This window comes from Pseudomonas hamedanensis, from assembly GCF_014268595.2.
GTDB classification, from domain to species: Bacteria; Pseudomonadota; Gammaproteobacteria; order Pseudomonadales; family Pseudomonadaceae; genus Aquipseudomonas; species Aquipseudomonas hamedanensis.
Genome location: NZ_CP077091.1, coordinates 4,356,957 through 4,378,879, shown reverse-complemented (window position 1 = coordinate 4,378,879; position 21,923 = coordinate 4,356,957). Strand labels below are relative to the sequence as shown.

Sequence of the window (21,923 nt, the reverse complement as noted above, 5' to 3'; positions counted from 1 at the left end):
TTCGGTATAGCTCAAATCACCCGGCGACGGGAGCGATGAAGGCGATTCCGGTACGCAGGGCCGCATTGCGCACGTGTTCCTGCATGGCTTTTTGCGCAGCCGCCGACGCACGGCGGGCCAGAGCGCGGAGGATCTTGCGGTGTTCCTGCCAGGTTTCCATGGCGCGCTCGGCGCGGATGAACGGCAGTTTCTGGCTTTCGAGAAAGATTTCGGCGCTGGCGGTGAGGATGCTCAGCATCGCCTGATTACCACTGGCCAGCAGGATGCGCCGATGGAATTCGAAGTCGAGTTTCGCCGCCGCTTCGAAGTCGCCGCCGCGCAATTGCTCGCGCATCGCCGCGACGTTGTCTTCCAGCGCATCCAGATCAAACGTGCTCAACGTGGTCGCTGCCAGCCCGGCGGCAAAGCCCTCCAGCGCGTAGCGCAGCTGGAAGATGTCCAGCGGCGAGGCCTGCTCCGCGAACGGCCAGCCCGGCGCTTCGCCGCGCGGCAGCTCCACCGGCGACTGCACAAACACGCCCTTGCCCGGTTGAATACTGACCACGCCCAACGCGCTCAGCGACGACAACGCCTCACGCAGCGATGCCCGGCTGACGCCCAGTTGAAGTGCCAGATCCCGTTGCGACGGCAAGGCAGCGCCAGCGCCGAAGCCCTGTTCGGTGATCAGTTTGCGGATCGCTTGCAGCGCCACTTCGGGTACGGCGCGGGAGATCGAATTCATGGTTTGCGGACGCGTCAGGGCCAAGGTGCGGCTAGTTGTAAAGCTATTCGCCGAGTCCGGCAAGTCGTGCCCCAGCGGGGTTCGGCGCGCACCATCGATGCGCCATCGCAGTGCGAAATGCGACCTGACTGTTCAGACCAGTAAGACCGAACGAAGCCGCTGATACTGCGGCTTGCGCAGGCGAATGCCACGCGTTGGCACGGCCCATGCTCTGTCCGATCGCAGAAACCACTTCCCGCCGATCCGGAGATTGTCCATGACCCAGCGTTACAGCGCCCTCCTCGCTTCCCTGTTTGCCGGCCTGCTGCTGTGCCAGGCTCCCGCTCATGCCGACGGTCTGGACGACGTGGTCAAACGCGGCACGCTGAAAGTTGCCGTGCCTCAGGATTTCCCGCCGTTCGGCTCGGTCGGCCCGGACATGAAGCCGCGCGGACTGGACATCGACACGGCGAAACTGCTCGCTGACCAGCTCAAGGTCAAACTTGAGCTGACCCCGGTCAACAGCACCAACCGCATCCCGTTCCTCACCACCGGCAAGGTCGATCTGGTGATCTCCAGCCTCGGCAAAAACGCCGAGCGCGAGAAAGTCATCGATTTCTCCCGCGCCTACGCGCCGTTCTACCTCGCTGTGTTCGGCCCGCCAGACGCCGCCATCACCAGCCTCGACGACCTCAAAGGTAAAACCATCAGCGTTACCCGCGGCGCCATCGAAGATATCGAACTGACCAAGGTCGCCCCCGAAGGCGTGACCATCAAACGCTTCGAGGACAACAACTCGACTATCGCCGCTTACCTGGCCGGCCAGGTCGATCTGATCGCCAGCGGCAACGTGGTGATGGTCGCCATCAGCGAAAAGAACCCGAAGCGCGTGCCAGCGCTGAAAGTGAAGCTCAAGGATTCGCCGGTCTACGTCGGTGTGAACAAGAACGAAGCGGCGCTGCTGGCCAAGGTCAACGACATCCTCAACACCGCCAAGGCTGACGGCGCACTGGAAAAGAACTCGCAGACCTGGCTGAAAGAGCCGCTGCCGGCCGATCTCTGATCGACTGCGCGGGAGACCTTCATGGCTTATCAGTTCGATTTTTTGCCGGTGGTGGAAAACACCGACCTGCTGCTGCGTGGCGCACTGTTCACCCTTGAGCTGACCGCCATCGGCGCGTTGCTCGGGGTGGGCGTGGGCATTGTCGGGGCGCTGGTGCGGGCTTGGCATATCCGCCCGTTCTCGGCGATTTTCGGCGTATACGTCGAGTTGATCCGCAACACACCGTTTCTGGTGCAGTTGTTTTTCATCTTCTTCGGTCTGCCGTCGCTCGGGGTGCAGATTTCCGAGTGGCAGGCGGCGGTGCTGGCAATGGTGATCAACCTCGGCGCCTATTCGACCGAAATCATTCGTGCCGGCATCCAGGCGATCCCCCGTGGGCAACTGGAGGCCGCCGCAGCCTTGGCCATGACGCGCTTCGAAGCGTTCCGCCACGTGGTGCTGCTGCCGGCGCTGGGCAAGGTCTGGCCGGCGCTGAGCAGCCAGATCATCATCGTCATGCTCGGTTCGGCGGTGTGCTCGCAGATCGCCACGGAAGAACTGAGCTTCGCCGCGAACTTCATTCAGTCGCGCAACTTCCGCGCCTTTGAGACCTATGCGCTGACCACGCTGATCTACCTGTGCATGGCGCTGCTGATCCGCCAATTGCTCAACTGGTTCGGCCGCCGGTTCATCGCCAGGAGCAGCCAATGAGCGACTTCACTTTCTGGGACATCCTGCGCAACCTGCTCACCGGCCTGCAATGGACGCTGGCGCTGTCGCTGGTGGCGTTCATTGGTGGCGGCCTCGTCGGGCTGCTGATTCTGGTGATGCGCATCTCGAAAAACACCTTGCCGAGCAGCATCGCCCGCACCTGGATCGAGTTGTTCCAGGGCACGCCATTGTTGATGCAACTGTTTCTGGTGTTCTTCGGCGTAGCCCTGGCCGGGATCGAGATTTCGCCGTGGATGGCCGCGGCGATCGCCCTGACCCTGTTCACCAGCGCCTATCTGGCGGAGATCTGGCGCGGTTGCGTCGAGGCGATTCCCCACGGTCAGTGGGAAGCCTCCTCGAGCCTGGCGCTCAATCCGCTGGAGCAACTGCGCTACGTCATTCTGCCGCAAGCGCTGCGCATCGCTGTTGCGCCAACCGTGGGCTTCTCGGTGCAAGTGGTCAAAGGCACGGCGGTAACGTCGATTATCGGCTTCACCGAGCTGACCAAGACCGGCGGCATGCTCGCCAACGCCACGTTCGAACCGTTCATGGTCTACGGCCTCGTCGCCCTCGGCTACTTCCTGCTCTGCTACCCCCTGTCCCTCAGTGCGCGCTACCTGGAAAGGAGACTGCATGCCTCTGCTTAGAATTTCCGCCCTGCATAAATACTACGGCGATCACCATGTACTCAAAGGCATCGACCTCAGCGTCGAGGAAGGCCAGGTGGTGGCGATCATCGGCCGCAGCGGCTCGGGCAAGTCCACGTTGCTACGCACCCTCAATGGTCTGGAGTCGATCAACGACGGCGTGATCGAAGTCGACGGCGAATACCTCGACGCCGCTCGCGCCGACTTGCGCAGCCTGCGGCAGAAAGTCGGCATGGTGTTCCAGCAGTTCAACCTGTTCCCGCACCTGACCGTGGGCGAGAACGTCATGCTGGCGCCGCAAGTGGTGCAGAAAGTGCCGAAGGCCAAGGCCGCGCAATTGGCGCGCGAGATGCTTGAACGTGTCGGCCTGGGGGAAAAATTCGATGCCTTTCCGGACCGGTTGTCTGGCGGTCAGCAACAGCGCGTGGCGATCGCCCGGGCTCTGGCGATGTCGCCGAAAGTCTTGTTATGCGATGAAATCACCTCGGCGCTCGATCCGGAACTGGTCAACGAAGTGCTCAGCGTGGTGCGGCAACTGGCGAAGGAAGGCATGACCTTGATCATGGTCACCCACGAAATGCGCTTTGCCCGGGAAGTGGGCGACAAACTGGTGTTCATGCACCACGGCAAGGTACATGAGGTGGGGGATCCGAAGGTGCTGTTTGCCAATCCGCAGACGGCGGAATTGGCCAATTTCATTGGCACCGTGGAAACCGCCAACTGACGCTGCACATACCTGTGGCGAGGGAGCTTGCTCCCGCTCGGCTGCGCAGCAGTCGTAAAACCCGCCGACCGCGAATGGCCGGGCTGTCGCGGTGAATGGTTTAAGGGCCGCTTCGCAACCCAGCGGGAGCAAGCTCCCTCGCCACAGAGGTTGTACCAAATCAAGGCTTTGCGCCATGTGCGTTGGCGCCAGCGTTTGATCGTGGCACGATGGCGGGGTTATCGACCGAGACCCCCTGACCATGCCGCAATCCCAAGCCAAGAATCTGTCCCTGATCGCCGCAATCGACCTGGGCTCCAACAGCTTTCACATGGTCGTGGCCAAGGCCCAGAACGGCGAAATCCGCATCCTTGAGCGCCTCGGCGAAAAGGTGCAACTGGCCGCGGGCATCGACGACGCGCGCCAGCTCAACGAAGAATCGATGCAGCGCGGCCTCGATTGCCTCAAGCGTTTTGCCCAACTGATCAACGGTATGCCGCTCGGCGCCGTGCGCATTGTCGGCACTAACGCCCTGCGTGAAGCGCGCAACCGCGGCGAATTCATCCGCCGCGCCGAAGAAATCCTCGGCCATCCGGTGGAAGTCATTTCCGGTCGTGAAGAAGCGCGACTGATTTACCTTGGCGTGTCGCACACCCTCGCCGACACCCCCGGCAAACGCCTGGTGGCCGATATCGGCGGCGGCAGTACCGAGTTCATTATCGGCCAGCGTTTCGAGCCGTTGCTGCGTGAAAGCCTGCAAATGGGTTGCGTGAGCTTTACCCAGCGCTACTTCAAGGACGGCAAGATCACCCCCGCGCGCTACGCCCAGGCCTATACGGCGGCGCGGCTGGAGATCATGAGCATCGAACACGCCCTGCACCGCCTGACCTGGGATGAAGCCATCGGCTCCTCGGGCACCATTCGCGCCATCGGCCTGGCGTTGAAGGCCGGCGGACACGGCACAGGCGAAGTCAATGCCGAAGGCCTGGCCTGGCTCAAGCGCCGGCTGTTCAAACTGGGCGACGCCGACAAGATCGACTTCGAAGGCATCAAGCCTGACCGCCGGACCATTTTCCCGGCGGGCCTGGCAATTCTCGAAGCGATTTTCGATGCCCTCGAACTGCAACGCATGGACCACTGCGACGGCGCCCTGCGTGAAGGCGTGCTGTACGACCTGCTCGGCCGCCATCATCACGAAGACGTGCGCGAACGCACCCTGACCTCGCTGATGGAGCGTTACCACGTCGACCTGGAACAAGCCGCGCGGGTGGAACGCAAAGCCCTGCATGCGTTCGACCAGGTCGCGGTGGACTGGGAGCTGGACGACGGCATCTGGCGCGAACTGCTGGGTTGGGCGGCGAAAGTGCACGAAGTCGGTCTCGACATCGCCCACTACCACTACCACAAACACGGCGCCTACCTGATTGAGCACTCGGACCTCGCCGGCTTCTCCCGCGAAGACCAGCAAATGCTCGCCCTGCTGGTGCGCGGCCACCGACGCAACATTCCCAAAGACAAGTTTGCCGAATTCGGCGACGACGGCATCAAGCTGATCCGCCTGTGCGTGCTGCTGCGCTTTGCCATCCTGTTCCACCACATTCGTGGTACTCAGGCGATGCCGCAGGTGGTGCTGCACGCCAATGGCGACAGGCTGGAAGTGGAATTCCCGGAGAACTGGCTGGAAGAAAATCAACTGACCCAGGCAGATTTCGGGCTGGAGGCAGATTGGCTGACGCGGGTCGGCATCGTCCTCACGGTTCACTGATACTGATCGTGGCGAGGGGATTTATCCCCGTTGGGGCGCGAAGCGACCCTTTCTTTGATCAAACCGGGCCTGCTGCGCAGGCCAACGGGGATAAATCCCCTCGCCACAGGTTGAATCAGCGCAATAAAAAAGGCGATCCCGAGGGATCGCCTTTTTTATTGCGCTGCCGGTCAGCTGCTCACCGGCAATATCGGACTGCCCAACCGCTCCAGCAACGTCGCCTGCGCACTGCGCGGGTTCTGGTTGCCGGTTGGCGTGTTGCGGATGTAACGGCCATCCGACTGCAAGCTCCAGCTGTGGGTGTTGTCGGTCAGGTACAGCTCCAGCTCTTTCTTGACCCGGGTCAGCAGCTTCTTGCCCTCGACCGGGAAGCACGTCTCGACACGCTTGTCGAGGTTGCGCTCCATCCAGTCGGCGCTGGAGAGGAACATCTGCTCCTCGCCGCCGTTGAGGAAGTAGAACACTCGGGTGTGTTCCAGGAAGCGGCCGATGATCGAGCGCACGTGAATGTTGTGCGAGACCCCGGCAATGCCCGGACGCAGGCAGCACATGCCGCGCACCACCAGATCGATACGCACGCCCGACTGGCTGGCCTTGTACAGCGCGCGGATGATCTTCGGATCGGTCAGCGAGTTGAACTTGGCGATGATGTGCGCCGGTTTGCCTTCAACGGCGAACTGGGTTTCCCGGGCAATCATGTCGAGCATGCCCTTCTTCAGGGTGAACGGCGCATGCAGCAGCTTTTTCATGCGCAGCGTCTTGCCCATGCCGATCAACTGGCTGAACAGTTTGCCGACGTCTTCGCACAAGGCGTCGTCGGAGGTCAGCAGGCTGTAATCGGTGTAAAGCTTGGCGTTACCGGCGTGATAGTTACCGGTGCCGAGGTGCGCGTAGCGGACAATCTCACCGGCCTCACGACGCAGGATCAGCATCATCTTGGCGTGGGTCTTGAAACCGACCACGCCGTAGATCACCACCGCACCGGCCGCTTGCAGACGGCTGGCCAATTGCAGGTTGGACTCTTCGTCGAAGCGCGCACGCAACTCGATGACCGCCGTGACTTCCTTGCCGTTACGCGCGGCATCCACCAGCGCATCGACGATCTCGGAGTTGGCCCCGGAACGGTACAGCGTTTGCCGTACGGCGAGCACATGCGGATCTTTCGCCGCCTGACGCAGCAGGTCGACTACTGGCGTGAACGACTCGAACGGGTGCAGCAAGAGAATGTCCTGCTTGCTGACCACGCTGAAAATGTTTTCGCTGTTCTGTAGCAGTTTCGGGATCTGCGGGGTGAACGGGGTGTATTGCAGCTCCGGATGACTGTCCAGGCCGGTGATGCTGAACAGACGCGTCAGGTTGACCGGGCCATTGACCTGGTACAGCTCGGTCTCGCTCAGGTTGAACTGCTTGAGCAGGTAGTCCGACAGGTGTTTCGGGCAGGTGTCGGCGACTTCCAGCCGCACTGCATCACCGTAACGCCGCGAGAACAGTTCACCACGCAGCGCGCGGGCCAGGTCTTCGACGTCTTCGGAGTCGAGCGCCAGGTCGGCGTTTCGAGTCAGACGGAACTGGTAGCAACCTTTTACCTTCATGCCCTGGAACAAGTCGTCGGCATGGGCGTGGATCATCGACGAGAGGAATACATAGTTGTCGCCGGGGCCGCCGACTTCTTCCGGTACCTTGATGATCCGCGGCAGCAGGCGCGGGGCCGGAATGATCGCCAGACCGGAATCGCGACCGAAGGCGTCGATACCTTCGAGTTCGACGATGAAGTTAAGGCTCTTGTTCACCAACAACGGAAACGGGTGCGTCGGGTCGAGACCGATCGGGGTGATGATCGGCGCAATCTCGTCGCGGAAGTAGCGGCGCACCCAGGTTTTGAGCTTGGTCGTCCAGTTGCGCCGACGGATGAAGCGCACCTGATGCTTTTCCAGCTCTGGCAGGAGGATGTCGTTGAGGATCGCGTATTGGCGGTCCACATGGCCGTGGACCAGATCGCTGATCCGCGCCAGCGCCTGATGCGGCTGCAGACCATCAGCGCCGGCCTGCTCACGGGCAAAGGTGATTTGCTTTTTCAGACCGGCAACGCGGATTTCGAAGAATTCGTCGAGGTTGCTGGAGAAGATCAGCAGGAACTTCAGTCGCTCCAGCAACGGGTAGGACTCGTCCAGCGCCTGTTCCAGCACGCGGATGTTGAACTGCAATTGCGAAAGCTCGCGATGGATGTACAGGCTGCTGTCATCCAGACCGGGAATGGCGATCGCCGGCACCGCCGCAACCGGTTCGGCCGCCGGCGCGGGTGGCGCAGGCTCCAGTTCCGGCGGGGTTTCGGTGACTTGCTCGACCACCGGCTGAGCTTCTTTTACGGCAACTTCAGTGAGTCCTTCGGTATTCATGGAATGTTCCTGGGAGGGCTATTTCTGCTCTCGTAACAATTGAGCGGCACGAACGGCAAAGTAAGTCAGGATGCCATCTGCACCGGCACGTTTAAAGGCGGTCAATGATTCGAGAATCACCGCTTCGCTCAACCAGCCATTCTGGATCGCTGCCATGTGCATGGCGTATTCGCCACTGACCTGATAGACGAAGGTCGGCACCTTGAAGGCATCTTTGACCCGAAAAAGAATGTCCAGGTACGGCATGCCCGGTTTGACCATGACCATGTCCGCGCCTTCAGACAAGTCCGCGCCGACTTCGTGCAGCGCTTCGTCGCTGTTGGCCGGGTCCATCTGATAAGAGGCCTTGTTCGCTTTGCCGAGGTTCGACGCCGAACCCACGGCGTCGCGGAACGGGCCGTAATAGGCGCTGGCGTACTTCGCCGAGTAGGCCATGATCCGCACGTTGACGTGGCCGGCGACTTCCAGCGCTTCACGAACGGCCTGGATGCGGCCGTCCATCATGTCCGACGGCGCGACGACCTGCGCGCCGGCTTCGGCGTGGGACAACGCCTGGCGCACCAGTGCGTCGACGGTGATGTCGTTCTGCACGTAGCCGTCGGCATCGAGAATGCCGTCCTGACCGTGGGTGGTAAATGGATCGAGCGCCACGTCGGTGATCACGCCCAGTTCCGGGAAGCGCTCACGCAACGCGCGGGTGGCGCGCTGGGCGATGCCGTCGGGATTCCACGCTTCGGCGGCGTCGAGGGATTTCAGTTGCAGCGGTGTGACCGGGAACAGCGCCAGCGCCGGAATGCCCAGCTCGACCCATTGGGCGGCTTCTTCCAGCAGCAGGTCGATGGTCAAACGCTCCACACCCGGCATCGAGGCCACGGCTTCGCGGCGGTTTTCACCGTCGAGCACAAATACCGGCAGGATCAGATCATCGACCGTCAGCACGTTTTCCCGCACCAGCCGCCGCGAAAAATCATCACGGCGATTGCGGCGCAGGCGAGTGGCAGGGAACAGACGATTGGCGGGGGTAAAGCTCACGGCGGACTCCTGAGCCCGCGCAAACGGGCGAGCGTGACAGTTATAGACGGCCATTATGACGAACGGATGACAGTTGTGTGAGAGCTGTGACAGGTAGCCGCATTCCATTCTCAGCGTAGGAATTGTTCACGTCGAGACACATTTCGATACTTTCCTGAATGTGTCCGAAGGGTTAGGCTGCGCGTTCATTTCGCCAGCACCCAGACAATGCTCCAACAATTTCTGCATGACTTCGGCTACTTTGCCCTGTTTCTCGGCACGTTCTTCGAAGGCGAAACCATCCTCGTGCTCGCAGGCTTTCTTGCGTTCCGTGGCTATATGGACATCAACCTGGTGGTGGTCGTGGCGTTCTTCGGCAGCTATGCCGGCGATCAGCTGTGGTACTTCATGGGGCGCAAGCACGGGCGCAAATTGCTCGCGCGCAAACCGCGCTGGCAAATGATGGGCGACCGCGCGCTGGAGCATATCCGCCGGCATCCGGACATCTGGGTGCTGAGCTTCCGCTTCGTCTACGGCTTGCGCACAGTGATGCCGGTGGCGATCGGCCTGTCCGGTTATCCGCCGGGACGCTATTTGCTACTCAACGGCATCGGCGCGGCGATCTGGGCAACGGCGCTGGCGGCGGCGGCGTATCACTTCGGCGCGGTACTCGAAGGCATGCTCGGCAGCATCAAGAAGTATGAGCTATGGGTGCTGGGCGCCCTGCTGTTGCTGGGCCTCGGCCTGTGGCTGCGTCGACGTTTCAAGAATGCCCGCCTGGCCAGACAGGTCTATCAGGACGAGCAAATCGCCAAAACAGCCCAGGCTGAACAATTGCGCGAGGCCGAGTCGGCCAATCCTGCCGAACCAAAGACGCCGGCTGACTGATCGCGGGCGCTTGCGCCCGACAGCCGGCAAATAATGAACACCTCGCCGTCGTTGCGATCCATTTAGAAAGCGCTCTGTCCCGGTGTTGACCGGCGCTTGCCGCTCTGGCAACCCGCAGCAATATAGTGGACATTGAGCGCCATGAATCTGGAGAGAAGCCCATGAGCAAAAAAGTTGCAGTGATCCTGTCCGGCAGTGGCGTCTACGACGGCGCCGAGATCCACGAAAGTGTCATCACCCTGCTGCGCCTGGACCAGCGAGGCGCGCAGGTGCAGTGCTTCGCTCCCAACGTTGCGCAGCTGCATGTGATCAACCACCTGACCGGTGAAGAAATGCCCGAATCGCGCAACGTGCTGGTGGAGTCGGCGCGCATTGCCCGTGGCAACGTCAAGGACATCCGCGACGCCGACGTCGATGACTTCGATGCGTTGATCGTGCCCGGCGGCTTCGGTACAGCAAAAAATCTGTCGAACTTCGCCGTCGAAGGCGCCGGCTGCACCGTGCAACCGGACGTGCTGGCCTTGGCCGAGGCGTTTGCCGAAGCCGGCAAACCAGTCGGGCTGATCTGTATCTCACCGGCACTGGCGGCGAAAATCTACGGACCGGGCGTGACCTGCACCATCGGCAACGATGCCGACACTGCCGCCGCAATGAGCAAAATGGGCGCGACCCACGAAGACTGCGCCGTGACCGAAATCGTTGAAGACAAGGCGCGCAAACTGGTCACCACGCCGGCTTACATGCTGGCGCAGACCATCAGCGAAGCGGCGTCCGGGATCAACAAACTGGTCGACCGCGTACTCGAACTGACCCACGAAAACGACGCATGATCCCTCCTCTCATCTGATCGTTCCCACGCTCCGCGTGGGAATGCATCTTGAGACGCTCCGCGTTCCGGTCTTGCCGCAAATATAACCTTGGGATCATCGGACGCGGAGCGTCCGGGGCTGCATTCCCACGCAGAGCGTGGGAACGATCATTCGTGCAAGTCTCAGGATGTGCGGGTGAGTCTGGTCAGAATCCGGTCCAGCGCATTGGCAAACGCCTGCTTCTCACGCTCGCCAAACGGCGCCGGACCGCCGCTCATCTGGCCCTGTTCTCTCAGGTCAGTGAACAGATTACGCACCGCCAGCCGCTCACCCATGTTTTGCGCATCGAACTCCTTGCCACGCGGATCCAGCGCCGCCACCCCCTTCTTCACCAGCCGGTCGGCGAGCGGAATATCGCTGCAAATCACCAGCTCGCCCGGTACGGCGTGCTCGACCAGATAATCATCCGCCGCATCTGGTCCACTCGGTACCACGATCAGTTTGACGATGGCCAGCCCAGGCTTGATCTGTGGCTGACCCGCGACCAGCACCACCTCGAACCGGCGCTTGAGGGCGAACTTCACCACCAGATCCTTCGCCGCCCGCGGACAGGCGTCGGCATCGATCCATACACGCATGTTCTTGCCTCCAAAAAATTCGCGAGCAGGCTCGCTCCCACAGGATACACACCGACCCTGTGGCAGCGGGCCTGCTCGCGAATGTGAGCGCAGCGAATGCCTTTATGCAGCCGAAGCGCGACGCTTCTCCGCCACCCAACTACGCCCGTACAGCACGATAATCGCCAGAATCGCCACCGCCTGCGCGGTCAGCGAATAGGCATCGGCATGAATCCCAAGCCAGTCAAATTCAAAGAACGCTACCGGCCGCGTGCCGAAGATTCCAGCTTCCTGCAAGGCCTTCACGCCATGCCCGGCAAACACCACCGACAACGCGCACAGCAGCGCGGCGTTGATGCTGAAGAACAGCGTCAGCGGCAGTTTCGCCGAGCCGCGCAGGATCACCCAGGCCAGGCCGATCAGCAGCACCAGCGCCGTCGCGCCGCCGGCCAGCACGGCGTCATGCCCGGCCGGGCCGGCCTGCAACCACAGGGTTTCGTAGAACAGGATTACTTCGAACAACTCGCGATAGACCGAGAAGAACGCCAGGATCGCAAAGCCGAAACGCCCGCCGCCACCGACCAGGCTGCTCTTGATGTAATCCTGCCAGGCAGCGGCATGGCGACGGTCATGCATCCACACGCCGAGCCACAACACCATGACGCTGGCAAACAGCGCCGTCGCGCCCTCCAGCAACTCACGTTGCGAACCACTGACGTCGATCACGTATGCCGCCAGCGCCCAGGTACCCAAACCTGCCAGCAACGCCAGCCCCCAACCCACATTGACACTGCGCACTGCCGATTGCTGGCCGGTGTTGCGCAGGAAGGCGAGGATCGCCGCCAGCACCAGAATCGCTTCCAGGCCTTCACGCAGCAGAATCAGCAACCCGGAAATGTAGCTCAGCGACCAGCTCAGCCCATCGCTGCCCAGCAGGCCGGCGGACTCCTTGAGTTTCGCCTTGGCCGCGTCCAGACGCTGTTCGGCTTGCTCGATCGGCAGACCATCCTGCAGCGACTGCCGGTACGCCATCAGCGATTTTTCGGTGTCCTTGCGTACGTTGGCATCGACGTTGTCCAGCGAGCTTTCGACCAGTTCGAAACCTTCCAGATACGCCGCTACCGACAGGTCATAGGCCTGATCATGTTCACCGGCGCGGTAGGCCGCGAGGCTCTTGTCGAGCGTGGCGGCGGTGTAATCGAGCAACTGCGCCGGGCCGCGTTTAACCTGCGGCGGTTGTGCGCGCTGGGCACGGAACGTTGCCGCGACCTGTGCGCCCTCGACAGTCTGTACTTCGGCCGGCGTCTGGCGCGCCAGATCGGCGATGTTGTAGACCTTGTCGGACTTGGCGGCTGCCGCATCGGCACTGAAGCCGGCGATGTAAGTGGCCAGATCCCAGCGCTGGCGATCATCGAGCTGATCGGCAAACGCCGGCATGTCAGTGCCTTCGACGCCCTGGCCAAGGGTGCTGTAAATCGCGTAGAGGCTCAGGTGATCCATCCGCGCAGCGTCGCGCAGATTCGCTGGCGCGGGCGTCAGGCCAACCCCGGCCGGGCCGTCGCCAGCGCCAGTGTCGCCGTGACACACCGAGCAATTCTGCGCATACAGCGGCGCACCCCGCGTCGGGTCCGGCGTGATGATCGGTGCCTGACTGACTTCATAAGCCACGGCCAGTTTCGCCCCCAACTGGCGAGCCTGACGGGCGACATCGGCGCCCTCCTGCTTCGCACTGATAGCGGCGTGCAAAGATTCGACGCCCTGCTCCAGCGCGGCTTTTTCCGGTTTCGCCGGCAGCGCGGTGATCAAGCCTTGCAGCACCTGCGTGAATTCCAGCTGTTCGCGGTATTCGCCGTCGTCGATGACTTTGCCTGCCGCGACGGTCGGCGGATAGTCGGCGCTGATGTAATCCAGCAGGTGCAGCGCTTGCGGCGCGCCGTCCACGCTATCGGCCAGCAGCGACGAGCTGCTCAGGGCGAATAACGGGAGCAGCAGCCAGGCCAGCAATCGGGACGAGGCAGTCATGAAAGAATCTCAAATGGAAATACGAAGTTACATATTGTTCACTTCGCAGACGTTTCTCTCAAGCTTTGTCGGCGTTTCACCTTGATAGGCAGGACATTCCCGGCAGACAGCAACAACGTCTGTCGCCGAGTATTGCCGCACGGCGCGCTGCCGATTGACCTTGGATGAAGATCGCAGCCATTTGCCATCACCCACCTTATACTGCCCGCCCCAGAGCATTTGCGTGCAAGGAACAACCTTAATGCGGAGTCTTCCGTTCGTTTTGCTGCTTTGCGTGGCTATTCAGTTGAGCGGTTGTGCCGCCTACCGCAACTACGATCTTGAAATGCAGCAGACCACCGAGCAAATGACCCGGGGCAATCTGAACGGGGCTCTGGCACTGGTGGAAATGCACAACCCGTGGGAAGACAAGGATCTGCTGTATTACCTGGAAAAAGGCGCAATACTCAGCGCTGGCAGTGTCCTGCCCGACAGCCAGGACGCCTGGCGCAACGCCGACCGGATGATCTTCCAGCGCGAGGAGGCCAACCCGTCCGGCGCGTTGAAATTACTGGCGCGCTTCGGCGATGAAATGGGCACGATGCTGGTCAACGACAAGTTGCGGCGCTACGAAGGCTACGATTACGAAAAGGTCATGCTGACCACACAGATGGCCTTGAACCAGCTGTCCGTCAATGACTTCGCCGGCGCCCGCGCAGACATCAAGAAGACCCACGAACGCGAAGCATTGATCGCCCGGCAGCGTGAACAGCAATACGAAGCGGCCGAGGAACAGGCCAAAGCCCAAGGCAAGACCCTGCATTACAAGGACCTGGAGGGTTACCCGGTCGCCCTGCTCGAAGCGCCGCAGGTCGTGGAGCTGAAAAACGGTTACCAGAGTGCGTTCGGCCACTATCTGGCCGGCTTCACTTACGAAGCCCTCGGCGAGCGCGCCCTGGCAGCGGCCGGTTATCGTCAGGCGATCGAACTGCGGCCGGACATGCCCTTGCTGCAAAAGGCCCTGCGCAATCTCGACAAACCGCCAGCGAAAGCCGATGAAAGCGATGTGTTGCTGATTATCCAGAGTGGCCTGGCCCCGGCTCGCAGCTCCGTGCAGGTGCCGATCCCGGTTCGTCTGAACGAAACGCTGGTCATCATTGCGCCCATTTCATTCCCGGTGATGGTGCCGGACGCGGTCACGCCCAACTTCAGCCATATCACCGTAGATGGTCGCAAGCAGCCGTTGGTGGTGATCAACAGCGTGACCGACATGTCCATGCGCACACTGCGCGACGACATGCCGGAAATCATCTCGCGCGCGATGTTCCGCGCCAACATGGCCGCCATCGGTCAAGCACAGGAAAACGAGCGCAACCCGGCGAAAGCATCGTTGATCGTCACTCAGCATGATCCGTTCGAAGAAGCCGACACCCGCACATGGCGAGCGCTGCCGGACAAGACACTGGTCGCCCGCCTGCGCCTGAAGAAAGGCCTGCATACCTTCCGTTTTGCGACTGCACCCATCGACCACCCTTTTGAATTACGCGTCGACCAGGATCGCCAGATTCTGCACCTGCGGGTATTCCGGGATCAGGTCTACACCGTTGGATCAGCCTTTGTGCCGAATCACAAACCTGCACCGGATAAACCCGCTTCTGCGGACAGGTGATGGCACAACCTCAGAAAATGCACCCAAAAAGCTATTACATAGCCATCACTCAGCGCTTATAATGCCGCGCCCTCGCCCAGCGAGCCGGCATCAAAGCTCCTCACGCATGAGGAATTGGCAGGAGGCCAGCGCCGCCGCCGATAGGTCACACTAGCCCGACCAGCACAGGCGGCTGTAGTTATCGCTACTCAGGGAAGAAGTACCTCCATGGCATTGCGCACTCCCACTTTGATCGCCCTCGGCGCGGTCACGTTGCTGTCTGGCTGTTCGGCGTTTCGCAACTACGATTCCGAGTTGGCCCAGACCAACCAGCAACTGGCGGCCGGCAATGTCGACGCCGCCCTGACCCTGCTGGAAAAGAACAACACCGGCACCGACAAAGACCTGCTTTATTACTTCGAGAAAGGTGAGTTGCTGCGCGCCAAGGGCGACCTGTCCGGCAGCCAGAACGCCTGGGGCAGCGCCGATCAGGTGGTCGGGCAGTGGGAAGACGCGGTCAAGCTCGACTCGGCCAAGTACCTGGCGCAGTTCGGTAGCTTCATCGTCAACGACAAGGTGCGTCGCTACGAAGGTTATGACTACGAAAAAGTCATGCTGACCACGCAGATGGCCCTGAACCTGCTGGCAGTCAACGACTTCGATGGCGCCCGCACCGCGATCAAGAAGACTCACGAACGTGAAGCGGTGATCGCCGACCTGCGCGACAAGGAATACCTCAGGAGCGAAGAACAGGCCGAGAAAGAAGGCATCAAGACCCAGTACAAGGATTTGCAGGGTTATCCGGTCGCCAGCCTCGACGCCCCGGAAGTGGTCGGTCTGAAGAACAGCTACCAGAGCGCATTCAGTCATTACCTGGCCGGTTTCGTTTACGAAGCCTTGGGCGAAAGAGATCTGGCGGCGCCGGGTTATCGCAAAGCCGCCGAGCTGCGCCCGAACACGCCGCTGCTCGAGCAGGCGCTGGTCAACCTCGACAAGCCTGTGAAGTCTGACGACAGCGACATCCTGATCGTGGTGCAAAGCGGTCTGGCGCCGGCGCGCGACTCGATCCGCGTGCCGCTGCCGCTGCCGATTTCCAACAACGTGGTGATCACCCCGCTGTCGTTCCCGATCATCAAACCGGACACCTCCACCGCGCCGTTCGCGCAGATCGGTGTCGACGGCAAGCAAGTCGACCTGACGGCCCTCAACAGCACCACTGCCATGTCCCGCCGCGCCCTGCGCGATGACATGCCGGGAATCATCGTACGCACCACGGTGCGCGCGATCACCAAGGGCGTGGCGCAGAAACAGATCAACGAAACCAACCCGCTGGCCGGTCTTGCCGTGGGCATTTCTTCAGCGGTGCTCGAAGGTGCCGATACCCGTACATGGCGCACCCTGCCTGACAACACCCAAGTGGTGCGTCTGCGCCTGAAAAAGGGCGAGCATCAGGTCACCCTGCCGAGCGCCGTCGGCGGCTCGGTGGTCAAGGTCACCGTTGATCAGCGTTATCAAGTGGTCAGCCTGCGTGCCGTGGGCAATCAGGTGTTCGCCGGCGGCATTGCCGCGCACGTGATGCCGAGTGCCGGCGCGACCAATGTCGCCAGCCTCAAACAACCTTAAGAACGGAGTCTTTGCAATGCGCTTGAAGATCATCGCCGTGGCCGCCCTCGCCTTGCTGGCAGGCTGTGCCACCCCGCCACCGCCGGAGCCGGGCAGCGCCGCGAGCAAGGTCGTGGCCATGGGCCCCCAGAAACACATCGTTGTCGGCGCCATGCGCGTCGCCCGTGAGAACGGCTTCATGACCGTTAACGTGCAGTTGAGCAACACCCTCAACAGCAACAAGATTTTCTACTACCGCTTCGCCTGGCTTGGCGCCGAGGGTTTCCCGGTGGCCGAAGAAGAAGTCTGGAAAAGCCAAATGATGTACGGCGCCCAGACCAGCTTCATTCAGGCCATCGCCCCGACTCCGAAAGCCGTGGACTTCCGTCTGGAAATCAAGACGCCGTAAGCCCGTCACCCTTTTTCTGATTTAGAGAGCACTCCCATGTTTGCACGCTTTTCCTGCATCGCCGTCATCGCCCTGCTGGCCTCCGGTTGCGCCAATACTTCGCCGACCCTGGGCAGCAAGAACATCAGCTACGGCGACACCAAAGCGGTTGAAACCGTGACCAATGAATTTGGTTCGACCGACCTGCAGATGATCGCTGAATCGATGACCCGCTCGCTGGCCCAGTCCGGCATTTTGCAGGGCCGTCCGGTGGTTCAGGTCTACGACGTGAAGAACAAGACCAGCGAGTACATCGATACCCGCGAAATCACCACCAGCATCAAGACCCAACTGATGAAGACCGGCGTGGCGCGCTTCGCCAGCGACAACACGGCAATGCAGAGCCAGGTCGACCAGCTCAAGCTGCAGAACCAGAGCGGCCTGTACAAGAAGAGCACTGTGGCCAAGACCGGCAACATGATTGCTGCCAAGTACCGCATCGAAGGCTCGATCAGCTCGATCGTCAAGCGCAGCAGCGACTACAAGGACGTCTTCTACAAATTCAGCCTGCAACTGATCGACGTCGAAAGCGGTCTGGCCGAGTGGATGGACGAAAAAGAGATTCGCAAAACCACGGAGCGTTAATCGATGCGCACATGGATTGGCATGATGGCCCTGGCTTGCGCGTTCAGCGTGCAGGCGGCCCCGAAAGTGGCGGTGACGGATCTGGCGTATCAGGAGCGCGTGGAGCAATACATCCACATCGTTTCGGCGCAGAGCAATCACCGCGAGAGTTATTACAGCGCCAGCGGTTCTTCGAGCTATAACGAAATCGAAGCGACCACCAGCTACATCGAACAGGGCGAACTGCGCAAATTCACCGGCGACATCAAGGGTGAAATCCTCCGTACCGGCATGTTCCAGCTGGTGCAGGGCACGCCATACACCGCCTCGTCCAAGGGCGATGTGTATGACGTGATCAAGCGCATCAAGGCCGGCAACTTCAAAGGCGCCGACTACGTGCTGTTCGGCACCGTGTCCGACATCGACTTCACCCAGGACATCAACGAGCTGGCGCACACCGACAGCTATTCGGCGGTGCTGGGCCTGACGCTGGTGGCGGATTTCAGCCTGATCAACACCAAGACTTTCGAGATCACTTCGGCTTTCACGGCGATGGGTGAAGCGCAGGACACCAAACTGGTGAACCACCGCGACATCAAGATCTCGTTGAACCGCCCGCGGGTGGTGCGTGACGTGTCCAAGGCGTTGGGCGAGGACGTTGCCGGGCAGTTGAGCATGCAGCTCGGTGGCGACGGTTACGAGCAACCGCGCGAGGCGCCGCAGCGCAATAACCTGCCGCGCGATACCGCACCGGTAATCCTGCGCTGAGGCCTGGATGAATACTCTGTGGCGAGGGGATTTATCGAAACGTCGCACCGCCCCGCTGGGCTGCGCAGCGGCCCCTTCTTTTAAGATCAAGAGGGCCCGCTGCGCGAGCCAACGGGGCGGTGCGACGTTTCGCTAAATCCCCTCGCCACAATCGAGTTCCAGTCGGATATCTCGCAGGTAATAAAAAAGGCGACCCGCAAAGGTCGCCTTTTTTTGTCTGCCAGGTTTACACCGCTGCTTTACGCAACGTCGCCATAAACGCCGCCGCACCGATGAACAGCCCGGCAAACGTGCGGTTCATGCGCTTCTGTTGTTTCGGTGTGCGCAGCAGGCGCAGCACCTTCGACGCCAGCCCGGTGTAGCCGGCCATGACGATCAGATCGACGCAGATCATCGTCACGCCAATCACCAGATACTGGATCAGCAGCGGTTCATGCGGGTTGATGAATTGCGGCAGCACCGCGAGCATGAACACCAGGGCCTTGGGGTTGCTGATGTTCACCAGAAAACCACGGAACACCAGCGCCAGCGGCTTGCCGATCGGTCGCACCGCTGCGTCATCGCTCATGTCCATGGGCAACGCGCGCCATTGCTTGATCGCCAGATAAACGAGATAGGCCACGCCGAACCATTTGATCGCATAAAACGCCGTGGCCGAGGCGGTGAGGATCGCACCGACACCGGCGCCGACAATGGCAATCTGCACGGCGAGGCCGACTTGCAGACCCAGGGCGTTCCAGTAACCGCGCCAGAAGCCGTATTGCAATCCGCTGGACATCGACGCAATGGCGCCGGCGCCCGGGGACAGACTGATCACCCAGCAGGCGGCAAAAAACGCCAGCCATGTTTGAAGCTCCATCGCACACCTCGACTGATGCTTGTGACAAATGCCTAAGCTAATGCGGCTTCGCGTGGATGACTACCGATTTCTAGCTGAAGGTTGCAGGTGCGGCTAATGGCCCCTTCGCAAGCAGGCTCGCTCCCACAGGAAAACGCATTTCAAATGTGGGAGCGAGCCTGCTCCGGGCGGCGTTCCGACGAAGGCGTCGGAACTGACGCCACGAAATTACTTCTCGAAGCCACTCGACGGAAACACATCCGTCCCGCGCCAGCGCCGCACCGAACGCTGGAAGAACAAGCTGTTCGGCACCTGCACCATCGCGCTACCCGTGCCCAACTCTTCCGCCTCGATCAACGTGGTGTAGAGCAGATTGATCGCCACCACCCGCCCTTTCACGCCCGGCTTGTCAGTGGTGTCTACCAGCTCGACCACGTCGCCCAGGCGAAACGGCCCGACGGTGAAGATCAGAACCGCACAGAGCAGGTTCGACAGCACGCTCCACATCGCGAAGAACGCCACCGCCGCCACCGCGACGAACCCCGACAGCGCCGTCCACAGCACCGTCGCCGACACCCCGAGACGCTCCAGCACAAAGATCAGCGCGCTGCCCATGATCAACCAGCGCAGCACGCCACGCAGCGGCATCAGCAGCTGCGGCGGGAACGAATAGCGCTGGCCCAGGCCGGTCAGGACTCTGGCGACGAAGCGCTGGGCGAGGTAGCCCGCCAGCAGGATCAACAAAATCTGCACACCGAGCCAGATCGGCTCGACCCACATCGCCGGCAGCGGCAGTTTGAAGGCTTCCATCAGGACAACGCCTCCAGCTCCGCCTGCATGCTTTCCAGCGTTTCCAGCGCTTGCATCCACGCCTCTTCCAGCTCGGCTTCACGAATCTTCAGCTTGGCCTGCTCGGCCAGCAGATCACGCAGTTCGTTCTTGCGCGCCGGTTCGTAGATATCGCTATCGCCGAGGCTGGCATCGACCTTGGCGAGTTTTTCGTGGAGCTTGCCCAGTTCGGCTTCAAGCTTGTCGGCCTCGCGTTTATGCGGGGCCAGTTGTTGGCGCAACGCTGCTGCTGCCTGACGCTGAGCTTTCTTGTCGGTCTTGTCCGGGTTGACCGGCGTGTTGCTGACCGGCGCATTGCGCTGACGGTATTCCACCAGCCAGCGTGCGTAGTCTTCGAGATCGCCGTCGAATTCTTCGACCTTGCCATCGGCGACCAGATAGAAGTTATCGGTGGTGCTCTTGAGCAAGTGCCGATCGTGGGACACCACCAGCACCGCGCCGCTGAATTCCTGCAACGCCATTGTGAGCGCCAGGCGCATTTCCAGGTCAAGGTGGTTGGTCGGTTCGTCGAGCAGCAGCAGATTCGGCCGTTCCCAGGCGATCAACGCGAGGGCCAGACGCGCCTTCTCGCCACCGGAGAAATTCAGCACCGGCTCATCGATACGCGCGCCACGGAAGTCAAAGCCACCGAGGAAGTCGCGCAGGGTCTGCTCACGCTCGCCCGGCGCCAGACGCTGCAAGTGCAGCAACGGGCTGGCCTTGGAATCGAGCGAGTCGAGTTGATGCTGGGCGAAATAGCCGACCACGGTGCTTTCGCCACGGGTCAGGCGCCCGGCCAGCGGTTCCAGCTCGCCGGCGAGGTTCTTGATCAGTGTCGACTTACCCGCACCGTTCGGCCCGAGCAGGCCAATCCGTGCACCCGGGGTCAGTTGCAACTTGACCTTCTCCAGGATGGTTTTGTCGCCGTAGCCCAGGCGCGCATCGGACAGATCGATCAGCGGACTGGAGATTTTCGTCGACTCACGGAAGACGAAATCGAACGGCGAATCGACGTGGGCCGCCGACAGTTCTTCCATGCGCTCCAGTGCCTTGATCCGGCTCTGCGCCTGACGGGCCTTGGTCGCCTGAGCCTTGAAGCGAGCGATGTAGCTTTCCATGTGCGCACGTTGCGCCTGCTGCTTCTCGTAGGCCTGTTGCTGCTGGGCCAGACGCTCGGCACGGGCGCGTTCGAACGCGGTGTAGCCGCCACGGTAGAGCGTCAGTTTGCGTTGATCGACATGCGCCACGTGGTCGACGACTTCGTCGAGGAAGTCGCGGTCGTGGGAAATCAGCAGCAAGGTGCCCGGATAGTTTTTCAGCCAGTCTTCGAGCCAGATGATCGCATCGAGGTCGAGGTGGTTGGTCGGTTCGTCGAGCAGCAACAGGTCCGAGGGGCACATCAAGGCTTGCGCCAGGTTCAGACGCATCCGCCAGCCACCGGAGAAATCGCCGACCTGACGATCCATCTGCTCGTTGGTAAACCCAAGCCCGGCGAGCAGCTTGCGCGCTCGCGCGTCGGCGGTGTAGCCGTCGGCGCTGTCGAGTTCGGCGTGCAGACGGGCCAGTGCGGTGCCGTCGTGGGCCTGCTCGGCGGCAGCGAGGTCGCGTTGCACCTCGCGCAGTCGCAGGTCGCCATCGAGCACATAGTCGACTGCCAGGCGCTCGAGGGTGTCGACCTCCTGGCGCATGTGCGCGATGCGCCAGTCGGCCGGCAGCAGGCAGTCGCCCGAGTCCGGATGCAACTCGCCGCGCAGCAAGGCGAACAGGCTGGATTTGCCGGCACCGTTGGCGCCGATGAGGCCGGCTTTGTGGCCGGCGTGCAGGGTCAGCTCGGCGTCTTCTAGCAGACGTTGCGGGCCACGCTGTAAAGTCAGGTTCTGAAGTCGGATCATAATGGCGGCGGAGTCTACCAGCTTCGCTCACAACTGGCGCGAGTA

20 protein-coding genes are annotated in these 21,923 nt (G+C 61.5%); 12 read left to right on the top strand and 8 right to left on the bottom strand.

Features of this window, described 5'->3' with window-relative positions:
* Positions 1-16 precede the first annotated feature (16 nt).
* Positions 17-721, bottom strand: coding sequence for a FadR/GntR family transcriptional regulator (locus HU739_RS19005; RefSeq protein ID WP_186549612.1), 705 nt, complete (start codon positions 719-721; stop codon positions 17-19).
* Between the two features lie 256 nt (positions 722-977).
* Here HU739_RS19005 and HU739_RS19000 point away from each other — a divergent pair, with 256 nt between their 5' ends.
* From HU739_RS19000 to ppx, 5 genes are all read left to right on the top strand, one after another.
* Positions 978-1,763: a transporter substrate-binding domain-containing protein gene (locus HU739_RS19000; protein ID WP_186549614.1), complete on the top strand. Its 786-nt coding sequence runs from the start codon at positions 978-980 to the stop codon at positions 1,761-1,763.
* Positions 1,764-1,784: 21 nt separating this feature from the next.
* Positions 1,785-2,453: an amino acid ABC transporter permease gene (locus HU739_RS18995; RefSeq protein WP_042607088.1), complete on the top strand. Its 669-nt coding sequence runs from the start codon at positions 1,785-1,787 to the stop codon at positions 2,451-2,453.
* Complete coding sequence (locus HU739_RS18990) at positions 2,450-3,100, top strand: amino acid ABC transporter permease (RefSeq protein WP_016772621.1); 651 nt, start codon at positions 2,450-2,452, stop codon at positions 3,098-3,100. Before HU739_RS18995 ends, HU739_RS18990 begins: the two co-directional genes overlap by 4 nt.
* Positions 3,087-3,824 carry an amino acid ABC transporter ATP-binding protein gene (locus tag HU739_RS18985; protein WP_186549616.1) on the top strand — a complete coding sequence of 246 codons (738 nt, stop codon included), beginning with the start codon at positions 3,087-3,089 and terminating at the stop codon, positions 3,822-3,824. Before HU739_RS18990 ends, HU739_RS18985 begins: the two co-directional genes overlap by 14 nt.
* Before the next feature lie 241 nt (positions 3,825-4,065).
* Positions 4,066-5,568, top strand: a complete 1,503-nt coding sequence (gene ppx / locus HU739_RS18980; protein ID WP_186549618.1) for an exopolyphosphatase — start codon at positions 4,066-4,068, stop codon at positions 5,566-5,568.
* A gap of 170 nt (positions 5,569-5,738) precedes the next feature.
* Here the strand turns inward: ppx and ppk1 are convergent, their stop codons facing one another.
* The gene (gene ppk1 / locus HU739_RS18975; RefSeq protein WP_186549620.1) at positions 5,739-7,964 is read right to left on the bottom strand and encodes a polyphosphate kinase 1; all 2,226 of its coding nucleotides are present in this window, start codon (positions 7,962-7,964) and stop codon (positions 5,739-5,741) included.
* An 18-nt stretch (positions 7,965-7,982) separates the two neighbouring features.
* Positions 7,983-8,996, bottom strand: a complete 1,014-nt coding sequence (gene hemB / locus HU739_RS18970; protein WP_186549621.1) for a porphobilinogen synthase — start codon at positions 8,994-8,996, stop codon at positions 7,983-7,985.
* A gap of 207 nt (positions 8,997-9,203) precedes the next feature.
* Here hemB and HU739_RS18965 point away from each other — a divergent pair, with 207 nt between their 5' ends.
* Together HU739_RS18965 and elbB are read left to right on the top strand one after the other, a co-directional pair.
* Entirely contained in the window at positions 9,204-9,863 is a 660-nt protein-coding gene (locus tag HU739_RS18965; RefSeq protein WP_186549622.1) for a DedA family protein, read from the top strand.
* Between the two features lie 161 nt (positions 9,864-10,024).
* Entirely contained in the window at positions 10,025-10,693 is a 669-nt protein-coding gene (gene elbB / locus HU739_RS18960) for an isoprenoid biosynthesis glyoxalase ElbB (RefSeq protein ID WP_186549624.1), read from the top strand.
* Between the two features lie 161 nt (positions 10,694-10,854).
* Here elbB and HU739_RS18955 read toward each other — a convergent pair whose 3' ends face one another.
* Together HU739_RS18955 and HU739_RS18950 are read right to left on the bottom strand one after the other, a co-directional pair.
* Positions 10,855-11,310, bottom strand: a complete 456-nt coding sequence (locus tag HU739_RS18955) for a YaiI/YqxD family protein (protein ID WP_186549626.1) — start codon at positions 11,308-11,310, stop codon at positions 10,855-10,857.
* A 102-nt stretch (positions 11,311-11,412) separates the two neighbouring features.
* A complete protein-coding gene (locus HU739_RS18950; RefSeq protein WP_186549628.1) occupies positions 11,413-13,311 on the bottom strand; it encodes an FTR1 family protein in 1,899 nt (632 codons plus the stop codon).
* A 241-nt stretch (positions 13,312-13,552) separates the two neighbouring features.
* Here HU739_RS18950 and HU739_RS18945 point away from each other — a divergent pair, with 241 nt between their 5' ends.
* The 5 genes from HU739_RS18945 to HU739_RS18925 all read left to right on the top strand — a co-directional run bounded on the left by HU739_RS18945 (position 13,553) and on the right by HU739_RS18925 (position 18,320).
* Positions 13,553-14,959 (top strand): COG3014 family protein, encoded by a 1,407-nt coding sequence (locus HU739_RS18945; protein ID WP_186549630.1) that lies wholly within the window; start codon positions 13,553-13,555, stop codon positions 14,957-14,959.
* Positions 14,960-15,166: 207 nt separating this feature from the next.
* Entirely contained in the window at positions 15,167-16,561 is a 1,395-nt protein-coding gene (locus HU739_RS18940; protein WP_186549632.1) for a COG3014 family protein, read from the top strand.
* A 16-nt stretch (positions 16,562-16,577) separates the two neighbouring features.
* Positions 16,578-16,949: a YcfL family protein gene (locus tag HU739_RS18935; RefSeq protein WP_016772611.1), complete on the top strand. Its 372-nt coding sequence runs from the start codon at positions 16,578-16,580 to the stop codon at positions 16,947-16,949.
* A gap of 36 nt (positions 16,950-16,985) precedes the next feature.
* A complete protein-coding gene (gene lpoB / locus HU739_RS18930; protein ID WP_186549634.1) occupies positions 16,986-17,573 on the top strand; it encodes a penicillin-binding protein activator LpoB in 588 nt (195 codons plus the stop codon).
* 3 nt (positions 17,574-17,576) lie between these two features.
* On the top strand, positions 17,577-18,320 hold the full coding sequence (locus HU739_RS18925; RefSeq protein ID WP_186549636.1) for a penicillin-binding protein activator LpoB: 744 nt from the start codon (positions 17,577-17,579) through the stop codon (positions 18,318-18,320).
* Positions 18,321-18,546: 226 nt separating this feature from the next.
* Here the strand turns inward: HU739_RS18925 and rhtB are convergent, their stop codons facing one another.
* The 3 genes from rhtB to HU739_RS18910 all read right to left on the bottom strand — a co-directional run bounded on the left by rhtB (position 18,547) and on the right by HU739_RS18910 (position 21,878).
* Positions 18,547-19,179: a homoserine/homoserine lactone efflux protein gene (rhtB, locus tag HU739_RS18920; RefSeq protein WP_186549638.1), complete on the bottom strand. Its 633-nt coding sequence runs from the start codon at positions 19,177-19,179 to the stop codon at positions 18,547-18,549.
* Positions 19,180-19,386: 207 nt separating this feature from the next.
* Positions 19,387-19,968, bottom strand: coding sequence for a mechanosensitive ion channel family protein (locus HU739_RS18915; protein ID WP_186549640.1), 582 nt, complete (start codon positions 19,966-19,968; stop codon positions 19,387-19,389).
* The gene (locus HU739_RS18910) at positions 19,968-21,878 is read right to left on the bottom strand and encodes an ATP-binding cassette domain-containing protein (RefSeq protein ID WP_186549642.1); all 1,911 of its coding nucleotides are present in this window, start codon (positions 21,876-21,878) and stop codon (positions 19,968-19,970) included. The genes HU739_RS18915 and HU739_RS18910 overlap by 1 nt, the downstream gene beginning before the upstream one ends.
* Positions 21,879-21,923 lie beyond the last annotated feature (45 nt).